General features: G+C 71.3%; 17 protein-coding genes. 10 read left to right on the top strand and 7 right to left on the bottom strand.

Features of this window, described 5'->3' with window-relative positions; all coding sequences use genetic code 11:
• The first annotated feature begins 36 nt into the window (after nt 1-36).
• Complete coding sequence (locus tag ACFZDK_RS06285) at nt 37-285, top strand: acyl carrier protein (protein ID WP_046425089.1); 249 nt, start codon at nt 37-39, stop codon at nt 283-285.
• An 86-nt stretch (nt 286-371) separates the two neighbouring features.
• Nucleotides 372-1,634 (top strand): beta-ketoacyl-ACP synthase II, encoded by a 1,263-nt coding sequence (gene fabF / locus ACFZDK_RS06280; protein ID WP_390970302.1) that lies wholly within the window; start codon nt 372-374, stop codon nt 1,632-1,634.
• 83 nt (nt 1,635-1,717) lie between these two features.
• Here fabF and ACFZDK_RS06275 read toward each other — a convergent pair whose 3' ends face one another.
• On the bottom strand, nt 1,718-2,212 hold the full coding sequence (locus ACFZDK_RS06275) for a DUF3145 domain-containing protein (RefSeq protein WP_123977426.1): 495 nt from the start codon (nt 2,210-2,212) through the stop codon (nt 1,718-1,720).
• 253 nt (nt 2,213-2,465) lie between these two features.
• Between ACFZDK_RS06275 and ACFZDK_RS06270 the strand changes: the two genes are divergently transcribed.
• The gene (locus tag ACFZDK_RS06270) at nt 2,466-3,365 is read left to right on the top strand and encodes an SGNH/GDSL hydrolase family protein (protein WP_390970299.1); all 900 of its coding nucleotides are present in this window, start codon (nt 2,466-2,468) and stop codon (nt 3,363-3,365) included.
• A gap of 22 nt (nt 3,366-3,387) precedes the next feature.
• The gene (locus ACFZDK_RS06265; RefSeq protein WP_390970297.1) at nt 3,388-4,359 is read left to right on the top strand and encodes a galactose-1-epimerase; all 972 of its coding nucleotides are present in this window, start codon (nt 3,388-3,390) and stop codon (nt 4,357-4,359) included.
• A gap of 178 nt (nt 4,360-4,537) precedes the next feature.
• Here the strand turns inward: ACFZDK_RS06265 and ACFZDK_RS06260 are convergent, their stop codons facing one another.
• Nucleotides 4,538-4,921 (bottom strand): Rid family hydrolase, encoded by a 384-nt coding sequence (locus ACFZDK_RS06260; protein WP_390970295.1) that lies wholly within the window; start codon nt 4,919-4,921, stop codon nt 4,538-4,540.
• Nucleotides 4,922-4,990: 69 nt separating this feature from the next.
• On the opposite strand from ACFZDK_RS06260, the gene ACFZDK_RS06255 reads away from it, so the two are divergent.
• Together ACFZDK_RS06255 and ACFZDK_RS06250 are read left to right on the top strand one after the other, a co-directional pair.
• On the top strand, nt 4,991-5,989 hold the full coding sequence (locus ACFZDK_RS06255) for a LysR substrate-binding domain-containing protein (protein ID WP_390971575.1): 999 nt from the start codon (nt 4,991-4,993) through the stop codon (nt 5,987-5,989).
• Between the two features lie 70 nt (nt 5,990-6,059).
• On the top strand, nt 6,060-7,346 hold the full coding sequence (locus ACFZDK_RS06250; protein ID WP_390970293.1) for a pyroglutamyl peptidase: 1,287 nt from the start codon (nt 6,060-6,062) through the stop codon (nt 7,344-7,346).
• Here ACFZDK_RS06250 and ACFZDK_RS06245 read toward each other — a convergent pair.
• The gene (locus ACFZDK_RS06245) at nt 7,336-8,124 is read right to left on the bottom strand and encodes an EI24 domain-containing protein (RefSeq protein ID WP_390970291.1); all 789 of its coding nucleotides are present in this window, start codon (nt 8,122-8,124) and stop codon (nt 7,336-7,338) included. The genes ACFZDK_RS06250 and ACFZDK_RS06245 overlap by 11 nt on opposite strands.
• A 165-nt stretch (nt 8,125-8,289) precedes the next feature.
• Between ACFZDK_RS06245 and ACFZDK_RS06240 the strand changes: the two genes are divergently transcribed.
• Nucleotides 8,290-9,450 carry a serine hydrolase gene (locus tag ACFZDK_RS06240; protein ID WP_390970289.1) on the top strand — a complete coding sequence of 387 codons (1,161 nt, stop codon included), beginning with the start codon at nt 8,290-8,292 and terminating at the stop codon, nt 9,448-9,450.
• 151 nt (nt 9,451-9,601) lie between these two features.
• Here the strand turns inward: ACFZDK_RS06240 and ACFZDK_RS06235 are convergent, their stop codons facing one another.
• Both ACFZDK_RS06235 and ACFZDK_RS06230 read right to left on the bottom strand, forming a co-directional pair.
• Complete coding sequence (locus ACFZDK_RS06235) at nt 9,602-10,021, bottom strand: Ohr family peroxiredoxin (protein WP_390970287.1); 420 nt, start codon at nt 10,019-10,021, stop codon at nt 9,602-9,604.
• A 95-nt stretch (nt 10,022-10,116) separates the two neighbouring features.
• Nucleotides 10,117-11,115 carry a zinc-binding dehydrogenase gene (locus ACFZDK_RS06230; protein WP_390970285.1) on the bottom strand — a complete coding sequence of 333 codons (999 nt, stop codon included), beginning with the start codon at nt 11,113-11,115 and terminating at the stop codon, nt 10,117-10,119.
• 90 nt (nt 11,116-11,205) lie between these two features.
• On the opposite strand from ACFZDK_RS06230, the gene ACFZDK_RS06225 reads away from it, so the two are divergent.
• Nucleotides 11,206-11,655, top strand: a complete 450-nt coding sequence (locus tag ACFZDK_RS06225) for a MarR family transcriptional regulator (protein ID WP_390970283.1) — start codon at nt 11,206-11,208, stop codon at nt 11,653-11,655.
• Nucleotides 11,656-11,665: 10 nt separating this feature from the next.
• Here ACFZDK_RS06225 and ACFZDK_RS06220 read toward each other — a convergent pair whose 3' ends face one another.
• Nucleotides 11,666-12,139 (bottom strand): carboxymuconolactone decarboxylase family protein, encoded by a 474-nt coding sequence (locus ACFZDK_RS06220; protein ID WP_390970282.1) that lies wholly within the window; start codon nt 12,137-12,139, stop codon nt 11,666-11,668.
• 186 nt (nt 12,140-12,325) lie between these two features.
• A complete protein-coding gene (locus tag ACFZDK_RS06215) occupies nt 12,326-13,165 on the bottom strand; it encodes a hypothetical protein (protein WP_390970280.1) in 840 nt (279 codons plus the stop codon).
• Between the two features lie 201 nt (nt 13,166-13,366).
• Here ACFZDK_RS06215 and ACFZDK_RS06210 point away from each other — a divergent pair, with 201 nt between their 5' ends.
• On the top strand, nt 13,367-14,527 hold the full coding sequence (locus ACFZDK_RS06210) for an enolase C-terminal domain-like protein (protein WP_390970278.1): 1,161 nt from the start codon (nt 13,367-13,369) through the stop codon (nt 14,525-14,527).
• Nucleotides 14,524-15,537, top strand: coding sequence for an alcohol dehydrogenase catalytic domain-containing protein (locus tag ACFZDK_RS06205; RefSeq protein WP_390970276.1), 1,014 nt, complete (start codon nt 14,524-14,526; stop codon nt 15,535-15,537). The genes ACFZDK_RS06210 and ACFZDK_RS06205 overlap by 4 nt, the downstream gene beginning before the upstream one ends.
• Nucleotides 15,538-15,605: the final 68 nt, after the last annotated feature.

The raw sequence follows: 15,605 nt of genomic DNA, 5'->3' as shown, positions 1-15,605 counted from the left end.
GCAACCGTCTGGAACATCTAAGAAGGAGCGCCTGACATGGCCGCCACTCAGGAAGAGATCGTCGAAGGTCTCGCCGAGATCGTGAACGAGATCGCCGGCATCCCGGTTGAGGACGTCCAGCTGGACAAGTCCTTCACCGACGACTTGGACGTCGACTCGCTGTCCATGGTCGAGGTCGTCGTCGCCGCCGAAGAGCGCTTCGACGTCAAGATCCCGGACGAGGACGTCAAGAACCTCAAGACCGTCGGCGACGCCACCGACTACATCCTCAAGCACCAGGCCTGAGGCCCTTAGCCGGTCTCCGGCTGCAATGCCCCGCCACCCGGCGGTGGCGCCGTCGAATCCCGTATCCGTTGGAGAAAGAATTCCCGATGAGCCCGACCAATCGCACCGTGGTCGTCACCGGTATCGGCGCAACCACACCGCTGGGTGGCGACGCAGCTTCGTTCTGGGAGGCCCTGGTCGCCGGCAAGTCCGGCGTCCGCCTTCTGGAGCAGGACTGGGCGGCCGAGCTGCCCGTCCGGATCGCGGCGCAGATCGCCGTCGAACCGAGCGAGATCATCCCGCGCCCGCAGGCCCGCAAGCTGGACCGGTCCGCGCAGTTCGCGCTGATCGCCGCCCAAGAGGCCTGGAAGGACGCCGGCTTCACCGCGAAGGCCGGTGAGGACCAGTCCGCCAACCCCGACCGGGTCGGCGCCGTCATCGCCTCCGGCATCGGCGGTGTGACGACCCTGCTGGACCAGTACGACGTGCTCAAGGAGAAGGGCGTACGCCGTGTCTCCCCGCACACCGTGCCGATGCTGATGCCCAACTCGCCGGCCGCCAACGTCGGTATCGAGCTGGGTGCGCGGGCCGGTGTGCACACCCCCGTGTCGGCCTGCGCCTCCGGCGCCGAGGCCATCGGCTACGCCATCGAGATGATCCGCACCGGGCGTGCGGACATCGTCGTGGCCGGCGGTACGGAGGCGGCGATCCACCCGCTGCCGATCGCCGCGTTCGGCAACATGATGGCGATGTCCAAGAACAACGACGACCCCGAGGGCGCGTCGCGTCCCTACGACTCCGGCCGTGACGGCTTCGTGCTCGGTGAGGGCGCGGGCGTGATCGTCCTGGAGTCCGAGGAGCACGCGAAGGCGCGCGGGGCCCGGATCTACGTCGAGGCGGTCGGCCAGGGCATCTCGGCCGACGCGCACCACATCACGCAGCCGGAGCCCTCGGGCAACGGCATCGCACACGCGCTGCAGAACCTGCTCGACAGCTCGGACCTGAAGCCGGCGGAGATCGTGCACGTCAACGCGCACGCCACGTCGACCCCGCAGGGTGATGTGGCCGAGATCAAGGCGCTGCGGAAGGTGTTCGGCGACGACGTCGACCACATGGCCATCTCGGCGACCAAGTCGATGACCGGTCATCTGCTGGGCGGTGCCGGTGGTATCGAGACCGTCGCGTCGATCCTGGCGCTGGTGAACCGGACGGCTCCGCCGACCATCAACCTCGACGAGCTCGATCCCGAGGTCAACGCGGACGTGGTGCGCGGTGAGGCCCGGCAGCTGCCCGAGGGCCGGATCGCCGTGCTGAACGACTCGTTCGGCTTCGGGGGCCACAACGTGGTCCTTGCGTTCCGGACCGTGTGAGAAACGCTGTTCCAAGGCCTGTGGCCCAAGCTCCGGTGACGGAGTTTGGGCCACAGTGCGTTTCGTTGTCGGCAGACGGCGTGTCAGACCACCTGGTGGAGCCACCTCACCGGCGCGCCCTCGCCCGCGTAGCGGAAGGGCTCCAGTTCGTCGTCCCAGGGCTTGCCGAGGAGCTTGGCGATCTCGGCCTCGAGGTCGGTCTCGCCGCGCTGTGAGCGGGTCATGGCGGCCCGCAGGCGGTCCTCGGGGATGAGGATGTCGCCGTGGATTCCGGTGACGGCGTGGAAGATGCCCAGGTCGGGAGTGCAGCTGTAGCGCTCGCCCTCGGCCTTCGCGCAGGGTTCGGCCGTGACCTCGAAGCGGAGCAGGTGCCAGCCGCGCAGCGCGGACGCCAGTTTGGAGGCCGTGCCGACCTCGCCCTGCCAGGAGAACTCGGAGCGCCAGGTGCCGGGGGCCGCCGGCTGCCGGATCCAGTCGAGGTTGACGCGCGTGCCGAGCACCCCGGCGACGGCCCACTCGACGTGCGGGCACAGCGCGCGCGGCGCGGAGTGCACGTACAGAACTCCACGTGTCGTCACCGGGACCTCCGGGCAGAGCGGGACATCTTGCTGGCTGGCTGGCGGCTGTGGCACGACGGCCGCGTTGATGGCGAGGCTACCGTGCGGGGGCGCAAGGAGTGTGACGTACCGTCGGTCCCACAGCCAGGAAACCCCTGCCATTCACCCAGGGGGACGCTTGTACGGGGGTGGACCGTTGCAGGGCGCGGGCCGGGAACTCCGGTGCGTTGTCATTACGGGGGACGAACAGGCCGACGGAGAGGACCACCGGGGAATGCGCAAGCAGCGACGTCGGCGTTCGCGTGCCCTGGTGGGAGCCGTCGCCGCCACCGCCGCGCTGGGGGTGGCCGGGTGCGATGTGGTCGGCGGTTCGTCGGCCTCGCCGGACGGCGGCCGGACCCGGGCCGCCCGGACCGTGCAGGTGTGGGACCGCAGTCCGGCCTCGATCGCGGCCGTCGGCGACTCCATCACGCGGGGATTCGACGCGTGCACGGTGCTCTCGGACTGCCCGGAGGTGTCCTGGGCGACCGGCACCAGCGACCAGGTGGACAGCCTGGCGGTACGGCTGCTGGGGCGGGCGAAGGCGGCCGACCACAGCTGGAACTACGCGGAGACCGGCGCCCGGATGGCCGACCTGTCGGGGCAACTGGCCGACGCGGTGGTGCGCAGGCCCCAGTTGGTGACGGTGATGGTGGGGGCGAACGACGCCTGCCGTACCTCGGTGCGGGCGATGACCTCGGTGGCCGCCTTCCGCGCCCAGTTCGAGGACGCGCTGGGCACCCTGCGCAAGTCGCTGCCGAAGACGCAGGTGTACGTGGCGAGCGTGCCGAACCTGAAGCGGCTGTGGTCCGAGGGGCGGACCAATCCGCTGGGCAAGCAGGTGTGGAAGCTGGGCATCTGCCCGTCCATGCTCTCCGACGCGGACGACCTGACCAGCGCGGCGACCGTGCGCCGGGACAAGGTCCAGCAGCGGGTCGAGGACTACAACAAGGTGCTGGAGCAGGTCTGCGCCAAGGACCGGCGGTGCCGTTTCGACGGCGGGGCGGTGTACGCGTACCGGTTCGGGACCGATCAGCTGAGTCACTGGGACTGGTTCCATCCGAGCACCGACGGCCAGTCCAGGCTCGCCGCGATCGCCTACCGGGCCATCACCGCCAAGGACCCGGTGGACTAGACCCTTGGCTTAGGGTTTCCCCATGAGCGAACTTTTCGGCACACTTTCCGACGGCACCGAGGTGCACCGCTGGACGCTGGAGCGTGCGGGGACCCGGGTGCGGATCCTCTCGTACGGCGGGATCGTGCAGTCGGTCGAGGTCCCGGACCGGGACGGGCGGGCGGCGGACGTGGTGCTGGGGTTCGCCGCTCTGGACGGCTATCTGGAGCACCCGGGCCCGTACTTCGGCGCCCTGGTCGGCCGGTACGCCAACCGGATCGCGCACGCCCGCTTCCCGCTGGACGGCGTGACCTACGCCCTGGAGCCCAACAACGCCCCCAACTCCCTGCACGGCGGCGCCCACGGCTTCGACAAGCGGGTGTGGGAGGTGGCGGGCGTCGAGCACGGGGTGCGGCTCACGCGCGTCAGCCCGCACGGCGAGGAGGGCTTCCCGGGGCGGCTGGAGGTCGCCGTGACCTACACGCTGGACCCCTCCGGGGCGCTGCGCATCTCCTACGAGGCGGTCACCGACGCGCCGACCGTCGTGAACCTCACCAACCACAGCTACTTCAACCTGGCGGGCTCCGGCAACGCGGGCGGTCACGAGCTGCGGATCGCCGCCTCCCGCTACACGCCCGTCGACGGCGACCTGATCCCGACCGGGGCCCTGGAGGACGTCTCCGGCTCCCGGTTCGACTTCCGTACGGCCCGCAAGGTCGGTTCCGGCTACGACCACAACCTGGTCCTCGACAAGGGCGTCACGGCCGCCGCGGAGGAGATCGCCGAACTGCACGATCCGGCGTCCGGCCGCACCCTCTCGGTGTCCACCACCGAACCGGGCGTCCAGCTCTACACCGCCGAGCACCTGACCGGCCCCTTCGCCCCCGGCGACGGTGTCGCCCTGGAGACCCAGCACTTCCCGGACTCCCCCAACCGGCCGGAGTTCCCGAGCACCCGCCTCGACCCGGGCGCGGTGTACCGCTCGGAGACGGTGTACGCCTTCGGGGTCCGCTGACAGCCGCAAGCCCCGGTCCAGGGGTCAGGTCCCGGACCGGGGCTGCTCAAGGGGGGCGTGGCCCGCTCCCGACCTTAGCCGTGGCTGTGAGCCGGCGGCCGGTGATCGGGCGCCCCGCCGCGAACTCGTACGAACCCTTCACAAACACCCGCGACCCGGCCCGCGACCGGCCGCGGCCTCAGCCGGCCACCGCCGCCACCACCTCGATCTCGACGAGGGCCTCGGGCCGGAACAGCCGGGGCACCTCGAAGGTCATGCTCGTCGGCGGGGTGCCGGTGAGGAACTCGCGGCGTACGGCGCCGTATTCGGCGAGCCGCGAGATGTCGGTCAGATACGTGCGGATGTTGATGACGTCCGCCAGGGTCGCCCCGTGCGCGCGCAGCAGCGCGCCGAGGCCCTCGAAGACGCCCCGGCTCTGCTCCGCGAGGGTCGCGCCCTCGGCGATCTGGCCGGAGACGAACAACAGGGCGCTGCCGTCCGCGTGTTCGACCCGGGCGACCTGGGAGTAGTAGGGGCTGGCGGGCCGCGGGGCGTCGGCCGGGTTGTCCAGGGTGACCTTCACGGGGCTCCTTCCGTGTCCGTGCGGTCGACGCTAGGCGGGGACGAAGGATGCGACAAGCGAATGTCTAGCATGGCCACCATGCCGAATCCGCATCCCTTGCGACCCGCGCAATCCACGCAACCCGCGCACCCACCCCTCCCCGACGTCTCCAGCGTCTGGCTGCGGGTGTTCCTGGACGTCGCGCGGCACGGTTCGTTCACCGTGGCCGCGCGATCGCTCGGATGGACGCAGTCGGCGGTGTCCCGGCAGATCTCCTCGCTGGAGGCGGCGCTGGGCGGCGGCCCGCTCTTCGACCGGCTGCCGCGCGGGGTACGGCTCACGGAGGCCGGCCGGGTGCTCGTCCCGCACGCCGAGGCGGTCGCCGAGGCCCTGCACGGCGCCGCGCGGGAGCTGACCGCGCTGCGCGAGGTGGCGGCCGGGCGGCTCCGGTTCGGGGCGTTCGCCACCGCCGACGCGGCGCTGGTGCCGCACGCCCTGGCCGCGTTCCGGGCCCGGCACCCGGGTGTGCGGCTGTCCCGCGAGGAGGGGCTCACCTCCCGGCTCCTGGACCGCCTGACCGCCGGCCATCTGGACCTCGCGGTGGTCTCGACGACGGGCCGCGCCCCGCTGGAGCCGTACGAACTCCACCACCTCCTCGACGAGTCGCTGTACGTCGCCGTCCCGGCCGGCCACCCGCTGGCGGGCTCCGCGGGCCCGGTCCGGCTCGGCCTGCTCGCCGACGCCGACTGGATCTCCGGCAGCTCCGGCGTCGAGGGCACCCTTCTGGAGGCGGCCCTGCGCCAGGGATTCCGTCCTCGGGTGGCCCATGTGGTCGGCGAGTGGACCGCGAAGCAGGGCTATGTCGCCGCGGGCCTCGGTGTGACCCTGGTCCCGGCGCTCGCCGCCGAGTCGGTGCGCCCGGACGTCGCCCTGCTGCCGGTGCTCGACGAGGGCGCCCCGGCCCGGGCGGTGTACGCGGCGACCGTCCGGGGCCGCTCCCTGACCCCGGCCGCCGAGTCCTTCCTCGGGGCGCTGCGGGAGGCGGCCGCCCGCGTCCCGCACGGGGCACCCGGGGGCACCATGGCGTAGACCAGTTCCCGCAAGCGATACTGCGGCCGTCCGGCACCACGCACCCCACTGCGACGGAAGGCCAACTCCCTTGACATCCCTGCGCGTTCGGATCGGTGTTCTCGGAATCGCCCTGTTCGCCGGGGCACTCGCCCCGACGTCCGCCCATGCCACGACCGCCGCCCCCTCCCCCACCGTCGAGGAGCAACGGCTCGACAAGGCGGTGCCGCAGGAGATACTCCGGCGGTCCGGGTTCGACGACGTGGCGCCGGAGTTCACCCGGGCGCTGGGCGGCGCGCACTCCTACGCGCAGGCCCGGCGGATCGTCGTACGCGAGGGGTCGGCGCTGTGGCGGCGGGCCGTGGACCGGGCGCAGGGGCGGGGGCCGGCCGAATCAAGAAGGCGCGAAGCGCTTCCTCTTAAGGGTGGTGGTGGGCGACGGGTGGGCCTGAGCCGGGACGACGACCGGCCGCTGTACTGGGCGCGGCTCGGGATGACCCGGGAAGTGCGGACCTGGGAGCCGGGGTTCGGGGTGAACGACACCCAACGCGGCGCGCTGCTGGACGTGCTGGAGCGGACCTCGCGCGGGCAGAGGGACCTCCGCTTTCCCGGCGGGCACATGAAGCGCATCCTTCTCACCGGGTTCGACCCGTTCACGCTCGACCGCGACATCCGGATCTCCAATCCCTCCGGGGCGAGCGCCCTGGCCCTCGACGGGACGGTCATACAGACCGACGAGGGGCCGGCCCGGGTCGAGACGGCCGTCTTCCCGGTGCGCTGGGACGACTTCGAGCAGGGCACCGTGGAGCGGACCCTGCGGCCGTATCTGCCGAAGGTGGACCTGTTCACGACCGTGAGCCAGGGGCGCATCGGGCGGTTCGACGTGGAGCGGACCAACGGGGCCTGGCGGGGCGGCTACCCGGACAACGAGAACCTGAGCCGGACCGGGACCGTCCCGGTCACCGACCCGGCCTCGCTGCCGCAGTGGACGACCACGACCCTGCCGTACGCCGCGATCGTGGCGGCGAGCACGGGCCGGTTCCCGGTGTACGACCACACCGAGGTCACCGAGATCCCGGCGGGAGGGACCGATCCCGTCGTGCGGGCGGACGGGCCGACCGCCGGGTCGACGGCGCGGGCCGGCGGGGGCGGGAACTACCTCTCCAACGAGATCGCCTACCGCGCCACCCTGCTGCGGGACCGGCTCGGCCTGCACGACACGCTGCCCGGCGGCCATGTGCACACACCGGTGCTGGAGTTCGGCGCCGGCAACACCACCGAGGTGACCGACCCGGACTTCGTGCGGAACCGGGTGGACATCATCGACCAGGTGCGGGCGATCGTGACCGTGGCGGCCGACGCGAGCTTCAGGGACTGACCGGTTCGCCGGTCTCCGCGTCCTCCTGTGCCGTCTCCTCGCCCAGCAGGTCGCGGGCGAGGAGGGTGGCGCCCGCGACCGCGCCCGGCATCAGGAACACCGCGACGAACGGCACCAGGAAGGCCAGGCCCAGGGGCGTGCCGAAGCCCCACACCAGGGTCTTGCGGGAACGCAGCAGGGTGAGCCGGGTGCGCAGGTCGATCCCCCGGCGCTGGAGGGCGACGGCGGCGAGTTCCTCGGTGAGGAAGAACCCGGTCACGAAGAAGCCAAGGACCGGTACGGCGGTCTGCCCGACGAAGGGGAGGAAGCCGAGGGCGAAGAGCAGCAGGCCCCAGAGCGCGGCGCGGACCAGGATGCGCAGGCTGTCGCGGGCCGAGATCCACAGCTCGCGCCAGAACGGCAGCCCGGACTCGGGCGCGGTGCCGTCGGGCGAGACGTCCTCGTCGACCTTCTCGGAGAGGTTCTCGTAGAACGGCTGGCCGACCAGCAGCGTCACGGCGGTGAAGGTCAGGACGGCCCCGAGGAGGCCGAGGGCGAAGAGGACGGCGGTGAGGAAGCCCCGGAAGAGGCCGAGCCAGGGGCTGGACCAGTCGTCGGCGAACGGGGTGGCCCAGGCGACGAAGTCCGCTCCCCATATCGCCAGGGAGACGAGGGCCGCCGCGTACAGGACGAGGGTGATCAGGCCGGGCAGCAGCCCGAAGCCGAACTGCCTGCCGTGCCGGCCGACCCATCGCTGGCCCTTGAGGAGATATCCGAAACCGACACCGAGATCACGCATGGCGAAAACTTTACCGGGGCCCCGCCGGGGCACAGTGGGCGGACGCCGGCGCGAAGAGCTGCTCGTCCCTGTTGAGTCGAACGGGTACATGTCGACGTACCGATCTCAGGGGAGGGCGTTGTTCACAGTGGGAGCTGCTTGCGGCGGCTCGGGTGAGGAGAGCGGATGACGCAGGAGATCACCGTCCAGGGCACGGTCGCGGAGGGCTTCGAGGCGGTGCGCGAGGAGTTCGCCGCCTTCGTCGCCGGCGAACCGGCCGACTACGAGGGACAGTTGTGCGCGTACGTCCACGGCCGGCGGGTTGTCGACCTGTGGGCCGGCGAGGGGGCCGACGGGAACTTTCTGTACGGCGTGTTCTCGTCCACCAAGGGCGCGGCCCATCTCGTCGTGGCGATGCTGGTGCAGGACGGCACACTGGAGCTGGACCGTAAAGTCACCTACTACTGGCCGGAGTTCGGCGCCGAGGGCAAGGGCACGCTGACCCTGCGGGACCTGATCGCGCACCGGGCGGGCCTGATCGGCACCGACACCGGGTTCAGCCCGCAGGAGCTGACCGACGACCGGGCGATGGCCGAACGCCTCGCCGACCAGCGGCCGTTCTGGCGCCCCGGCACCGCCTTCGGCTACCACGCGCTCGTCATCGGGGCGCTCACCGGCGAGGTGGTACGGCGCGCGACGGGCCGTACGCTCCAGGACGTGTACGAGGAGCGGGTGCGGGCGCCGTACGGCCTGGACTTCTTCCTGGGTCTGCCGACCGCCCACGAGCCGCGTTTCCGCACCACCCTGCCCCTGCTCCCGACAGCCGAGCAGCAGGCGTTGCTGGACTCCCTCCCGTCCGGTCCGCAGACCCTCGCCGGGATCGCCTTCAACGAGCACACGGCCGAGCCCACGGACCTGCAGTCCCTGCCCAACGACCGCCTGGTGCGGGCCAAGGGCCCGGCCTCGTTCGGCGGGGTGGCCTCGGCGCGCGGTCTGGCCGGGATGTACGCGGCCCTGCTCAGCGAGGTCGACGACAAGGCCCCGCTGCTGAAGGAGGACACGGTGGCCGAGTTCGGTCAGATCCACTCGGTCGGCTACGACCTGGTGGCCCGCACCCACAAGTCCTACGGCCTCGGCTTCCAGGCCATCGCCGACACCTGGCACCCCTTCCTGGGCGCCGGCACCATCGGCCACAGCGGCGCCGCCGGCTCCCAGGCCTTCGCCGACCCGAGAAGCGGGGTCGCCTACGGCTACACGAGGCGCCGCTTCGCGTTCCCGGGCAGCGCGGCCCCGGAGAACGACCGGCTGGCAAAGGCCGTGCACAAAGCAGCACTTGAAACACGCTGAGCGCAACCAACCCAAGGGGCGCTGGGGGTACCCCCGGCCGAAGGCTGGGGGAGGAACTGCGCGACCAGCCACGACGCACCCGCACCCGGCAGACGAGAGGCCGCACCCCACGTCCAAGGGTGCGGCCTCCGCACATCACCAACGACAACCGTCAGACCAGCGTCACGCTGATGTTCCCGCGCGTCGCCTTCGAGTACGGGCAGACCCCGTGCGCCTTCTCGACGAGGTCACGGGCAACCCCCGCCTCGACGCCCGGAATCTCCGCCGAGATCGTCACGATGAGGCCGAACCCGTCGTCGTTCCTCCCGAGCCCCACCCTCGTGGTGACGGTCGAGCCGGAGATGTCGACCCCGGCCTGCCGGGCGACGACCCCGAGCGCCCCCTGGAAGCACGCGCTGTACCCCGCGGCGAACAGCTGCTCCGGGTTGGTCCCGGCCCCGCTGCCGCCCATCTCCTTCGGCGGGTTGACGACGACGTCGAGCCGGCCGTCGTCGGTGGCGACCCGGCCGTCACGGCCGTTCTCGGCGGTGGCGACGGCGGTGTACAGGACGTCGGACTGCTGAATGGGCATGCGGTTTCTTCTCTCCTCGGTCCGCCGCGACTCGCGCCCACGATCGACGACGGTTTCGGAAAGAAGTTACCGCATGCCGGAAATCAGAGACAGCCCTACAGCTTGACGATCATCTTGCCGGTGTTGTCGCCGCGCAGGACCCCGAGGAACGCCTCCACGTTGTTCTCGATGCCCTCGACGACCGTCTCGCGGTACTTGAGCTGCCCGGAGGCCACCCACGGGCCGACCTCGGCGACGAACTGCGGCTGCAGGTCGTAGTGGTCGCCGACCAGGAAGCCCTCGATCCGGCCGCGGGTCTGGATGAGACGCGCGAGGTTCTTCGGGCCGGGGACGGGCTCGGTGCTGTTGTAGACGGAGATCATGCCGCAGACCGCGATCCGGCCGTCCCGGTTGAGCTGGCCGATGGCGGCCTCCAGGTGGTCGCCGCCGACGTTGTCGAAGTAGACGTCCACGCCGTCGGGCGCGGCGGCCCGCAGCTGCTCGCCGACCGGGCCGTTCTTGTAGTTGAACGCCGCGTCGAAGCCGTACTCCTCGACCAGCAGCTTGACCTTCTCGTCGGAGCCGGCCGAGCCGATCACCCGCGAGGCGCCCTTGAGCTTGGCGATCTGGCCGACCTGGCTGCCGACCGCGCCGGCCGCGCCGGAGACGAAGACGGAGTCGCCCTCCTTGAAGGAGGCGGTGCGCAGCAGGCCCGCGTAGGCGGTGAGGCCGGTCATGCCGAGGACGCCGAGGTACGTCGACAGCGGCGCGGCCTCGGGGTCGACCTTGACCGCGTTCTTCGCGTCCACGACCGCGTACTCGCGCCAGCCGAGGAAGTGCAGGACGTGGTCGCCGGCCGCGATGCCCTCGGCGTTCGACTCGACGACCTCGCCGACCGCACCGCCCTGCATGACCTTGCCCAGCTCGAAGGGGGCGACGTACGACTTGGCGGCACTCATCCGGCCGCGCATGTACGGGTCGACGGAGAGGTACTTGTTCCGTACCAGCACCTGTCCCTCACCCGGCGTGGGGACCTCCGCCTCCACCAGGGCGAAGTCCTCGGGCTTCGGCCAGCCGACGGGACGGCTGAGCAGGTGCCACTCGCGGTTGATCATGACGTGCGCCTTTCCGGAATACTTCAGTACCTGAAACAACCATGCTCCTGAATATTTCAGGATGTCAAGTAACCGGGTACCCTGGAGCGCATGTCCACCCCACAGTCCAGCCCAGCGAAGACCCGCCGACCCGACGCCCTGACCCTGGAGGTCGTCGAGCTCATCGGGGACGTCGTGGCCCGTTTCTACGCGGACTACGAGGAGGCGGCGGGCGAGCACACGCTCACCGGGGCGCAGGCGCGGCTGCTCAGCCTGCTGTCGCTGGAGCCGCTGCCGATGCGGAAGCTGGCGCTGAAGCTGAAGTGCGAGCCGTCCAACGTGACGGGGATCGTGGACCGGCTGGAGGCGCGCGGGCTCGTGGAGCGGCGGCCCGATCCGGCCGACCGCCGGGTGAAGCTGGCCGCGGCGACGGACGAGGGCCGCCGGGTCGCCCGCGACCTGCGGGACGGGTTGCGGTTCGCGCGCGAGCCGCTGGCGGGGCTGTCGGAGGAGGAGCGGCTGTCCCTGCGGGGCCTGCTCCGCCGCATGCTGGAGGCGTGAACGCCGAGGGTCAGGCGAACTGGCCCGGACGGTAGTCGCCCGCCGGCTGCTGGAAGATGACGTTCAGCCGGTTGTAGGCGTTGATCACGGCGATCGTCGCCACCAGCGCGACGAGCTCGTCCTCGGTGTAGTGCTTGGCCGCGTTGTCCCACACCTCGGCGGGGACCCCGCCCGCCGCGTCGGCGATCCGGGTGCCCTGCTCGGCGAGCTCCAGGGCGGCGCGCTCGGCGTCGGTGAAGACGGTCGCCTCGCGCCAGGCGCCGACCATGTGGAGGCGCTGCTGGGTCTCGCCGGCCTCGGCCGCGTCCTTGGTGTGCATGTCGAGGCAGAAGCCGCAGCCGTTGATCTGGCTGGCGCGGATCTTGACGAGTTCCAGGGTGGCGGCGGGGATCGAGGTCCCCTCGGCGGCCTTGCCCACGCCGTTGAAGGCCTTGATCAGCTTGTTGGCGACGGGGTTGGCGAAGAGGTTCAGACGGGCTTCCATGGTGTGCTCCCTGTGGGGTGTGGCTCAGTGGGTTGCACACCTATGACGGGGGGCGTCGGCCGTATGTGACATGTTTGCTGGATTTGCTTTGGTGGTTGTTCGGGTGAGCGCCGGTGGGGGCTGATCACACCCACGCGGCGGAGCCGCACATCGATACAGACCCGCGCCCCTGTCGGGGCGCTGCGGTCACGAACACCACCACAGGAACCGCGTGCACGTGTCGCTCGGGGACGGGCTCGGGGACGGGTCCGAGGTCGTGGGGTCGGACGTCGGGGTCGAGCCTGCCGTGCTCGTCGCCGTGGCTGTCGGTGCCGTCGGGTGCGGTCCCGTGGTCGCGGACTGGGCCGAGGTGTCCTTGGGGGTCGCCGACGGGGAGTCCGAGGCCTTGTCCTTCGACGTGGAGGGGGACGGGGAGGCGGAGGGGTCGGCGCTGGCGGAGTTCGCCGGGCCGGTGGCGCCGGAGGTGTCGCCGAGGGGCTCGGCCGTGGTGTCCGGGGACGAGGTGGAGGTGCCGCCGTCGGTGGTGTCGCCGCCCGCCGAGGCCGGGCCGGGGGTCGTGAACGGTATGGCGTCCGTGCCGAGTTCGGCGAGGCTCAGGCCGCCGGCCGCCAGGACGCAGGCCGCGCTGACCAACAGGATCCTGCGGCGCCGCCGGCGATGGGCCGCCGCCTTGCGGTCGCGACGGCTGCCGTCGGCCGTGACGGGCTCCTCGGGGGCGTCGGCGGGGTCGTCGGCGGGACGGCCGCGGCCGCCGCGTCCACGGGCCGCCCGGCGCCGTTCCGCCCGGCCGCCCGCCGGCGGTTCGTCGGCCTCGGCCTCGTACCCCTCGGCCCCGTGGCCGTCGACGTCGGCGCCGTACCCGTCCGATGCGAACTCCGGCTCCGCGTACCGCGCTTCACCGGCCGTGTGCGGGTGCGGTGCGATCGCTTCCCGCGCGGACGCGCGTAGCGTTTCGATCGGGGTGCCGCACCCCGGGCAGGCGAGGGCGCCGTTGAGGTGCCGTCGGCACGGGAGGCAGTAGTCCATGACGCGGGAAGACTAAGTTCCCCACGGGTCACTTAACTAGCCGGGCCTGTGAAGGTTCTGTGCGGGACCGAAAAAATTATCGAAAGCCTTGTCGAAACCGTTACCTGTTCGACCCATTGACACCTAGACCGCCCCGTCCTTACTGTCACGCCAGCATTTCGAACGTGTGACGAAATCTCGAACAGCTGAGGGGCAACTGCCGTGCGCATCACCGGAATCAGCACACACGTGGTCGGGACGCCGTGGCGCAACCTGACGTACGTCCAGGTGCACACCGACGACGGGATCACCGGAGTCGGCGAGACCCGGATGCTCGGTCACACCGACGCGCTGATCGGCTACCTGCGAGAGGCCGAGGCCAATCACATTCTGGGCTCCGACCCGTTCGCCGTGGAAGACCTGGTGCGCCGGATGAAGTACGGCGACTACGGCCGGGCGGGCGAGATCGTCATGTCCGGCATCGCCGTCATCGAGATGGCCTGCTGGGACATCAAGGGCAAGGCGCTGGGCGTGCCGGTGTGGCAGCTGCTCGGCGGGAAGGTGACCGACAAGGTCAAGGCGTACGCCAACGGGTGGTACACGACCGAGCGAACGCCGGAGGCGTACCACAAGGCAGCCCAGGGAGTGATCGAGCGCGGGTACAAGGCGCTGAAGATCGACCCCTTCGGCACCGGGCACTTCGAGCTGGACCACGAGCAGACGCTGTACTCGGTGTCGCTGATCGAAGCCGTGCGAGACGCCATCGGGCCCGACGCCGAGCTGATGCTGGAGATGCACGGCCGCTTCTCCCCCGCCACCGCCGTCCGGCTGGCCCGCGAGCTCGCGCCCTTCAAGCCGGCCTGGCTGGAGGAGCCCTGCCCGCCGGAGAACCTGAAGGCGCTGGAGAAGGTCGCCGCCAAGGTGGACATCCCGGTCGCCACCGGTGAGCGCATCCACGACCGCATCGAGTTCCGCGAGCTCTTCGAGAGCCAGGCCGTCGACATCATCCAGCCGGACGTCGGCCATATCGGTGGAATCTGGGAGACCCGGAAGCTCGCCGCCACCGCCGAGACGCACTACGTGCTGGTCGCCCCGCACAACGTCGGCGGGTCCGTGCTGACCGCCGCCTCCCTCCAGGTCGGGTTCACCTCCCCGAACTTCAAGATCCTGGAGCACTTCAACGACTTCGCCGACGCCGAGATCAAGAAGGTCGTCAAGGGCGCGCCTCAGGTCGTGGACGGGTACTTCCACCTGTCCGAGGAGCCCGGTCTCGGGGTCGAGTTCGACGCCGACGCGGCCGCCGAGTTCCCGCAGCAGCAGGCCCGTTTCGACCTCTGGGCCGACGGCTGGGAGCAGCGCAAGCCGAAGGGGACGTCGAAGTGAGCTCCCAGGTCGTCGTCGAGGCGCCGGGCGTCCAGCGGGTCGAGGAGCACACGCCCCGCGAGCCCGGTCCGGGCGAGGCGCTGGTCGCCGTGCACGCGGTCGGGATTTGCGGAAGCGACCGCGAGGTGTTCCAGGGGAACCGGCCCGAGGGGTACGTGCGCTACCCGCTGACCCCGGGCCACGAGTGGTCGGGGACGGTACGGGCGGTGGGCGCCGGCGTGCCCGGCGGTCTGGTCGGCCGCAAGGTCGTCGGCGAGGGCTTCCGCAACTGCCAGGTCTGCGACCGCTGCCACGCCGGCGAGACCACCCTGTGCACCGACGGCTACGAGGAGACCGGCTTCACCCAGCCGGGCGCCATGGCCGCCACCCTGACCCTGCCGGCCCGGCTGCTGCACGTCCTCCCGGACGACGCGGATCTCACCGCCGCGGCCCTCCTGGAGCCCGCCGCCTGCATCGCGGCCGCCGCCCTGAAGGGCAACGCCCAGCCGGGCGAGCGGGTCGCGGTGGTCGGTACCGGGACGCTGGGCATGTTCGCCGTGCAGTTCCTGCGGGCGATCTCGCCGGGCGAGCTGCTGGTCGTCGGGACCCGCAACGACAGGGAGGCGCTCTCCCGGCAGTTCGGGGCGACCGACTTCCGTACCAAGAACGCCGAAAGTCCAGCGCTCCCGGACGACTTCGACGTCGTCATCGAGACCGCCGGGTCCGCGTCCGCCGCGCGCACCGCCGCCTCCCTGCTCAGGCGCGGCGGACGCCTGGTCCTGACCGGTATCCCGGCCGCGGGTGCCGACGGCCTGGACCCGACCGACCTCGTCGTACGGCAGCTGGAGGTGCACACCGTCTTCGGTGCGCCGCCGGACGCCTGGGCGCATACGGTGCGGGTCTTCGGGGCCGGTCTCCTCGACCCGCTGCCGCTGGTCACGCACGAGCTGCCGCTGACCGAGTTCCCGCACGCCATCGAGCTGGTGGGGGCCGGTGATCCGAAGGTGGGCAAGGTGCTGCTCCGCCCCTAGTCGTACGTCGGCCGCGGCGTGCCCTGACCTCGCCGTGGCCGGCGTACCACCAAGCCTTATCGCTACCC

The organism is Streptomyces sp. NPDC007901 (genome assembly GCF_042959465.1).
Lineage (GTDB): Bacteria > Actinomycetota > Actinomycetes > Streptomycetales > Streptomycetaceae > Streptomyces.
The sequence above is the reverse complement of the archived record's forward strand: the minus strand, read 5'-3'. Positions and strand labels throughout refer to the sequence as shown.

What these genes read in the sequence shown, in the direction of transcription:
- ACFZDK_RS06245 (WP_390970291.1), bottom strand. Translation starts at nt 8,124, where the DNA reads ATGCGTGATCTCGGTGTCGGTTTCGGATATCTCCTCAAGGGCCAGCGA.
- fabF (WP_390970302.1), top strand. Translation starts at nt 372, where the DNA reads ATGAGCCCGACCAATCGCACCGTGGTCGTCACCGGTATCGGCGCAACC.
- ACFZDK_RS06270 (WP_390970299.1), top strand. Translation starts at nt 2,466, where the DNA reads ATGCGCAAGCAGCGACGTCGGCGTTCGCGTGCCCTGGTGGGAGCCGTC.
- ACFZDK_RS06285 (WP_046425089.1), top strand. Translation starts at nt 37, where the DNA reads ATGGCCGCCACTCAGGAAGAGATCGTCGAAGGTCTCGCCGAGATCGTG.
- ACFZDK_RS06240 (WP_390970289.1), top strand. Translation starts at nt 8,290, where the DNA reads ATGACGCAGGAGATCACCGTCCAGGGCACGGTCGCGGAGGGCTTCGAG.
- ACFZDK_RS06255 (WP_390971575.1), top strand. Translation starts at nt 4,991, where the DNA reads ATGGCCACCATGCCGAATCCGCATCCCTTGCGACCCGCGCAATCCACG.
- ACFZDK_RS06215 (WP_390970280.1), bottom strand. Translation starts at nt 13,165, where the DNA reads ATGGACTACTGCCTCCCGTGCCGACGGCACCTCAACGGCGCCCTCGCC.
- ACFZDK_RS06235 (WP_390970287.1), bottom strand. Translation starts at nt 10,021, where the DNA reads ATGCCCATTCAGCAGTCCGACGTCCTGTACACCGCCGTCGCCACCGCC.
- ACFZDK_RS06230 (WP_390970285.1), bottom strand. Translation starts at nt 11,115, where the DNA reads ATGATCAACCGCGAGTGGCACCTGCTCAGCCGTCCCGTCGGCTGGCCG.
- ACFZDK_RS06265 (WP_390970297.1), top strand. Translation starts at nt 3,388, where the DNA reads ATGAGCGAACTTTTCGGCACACTTTCCGACGGCACCGAGGTGCACCGC.
- ACFZDK_RS06225 (WP_390970283.1), top strand. Translation starts at nt 11,206, where the DNA reads ATGTCCACCCCACAGTCCAGCCCAGCGAAGACCCGCCGACCCGACGCC.
- ACFZDK_RS06220 (WP_390970282.1), bottom strand. Translation starts at nt 12,139, where the DNA reads ATGGAAGCCCGTCTGAACCTCTTCGCCAACCCCGTCGCCAACAAGCTG.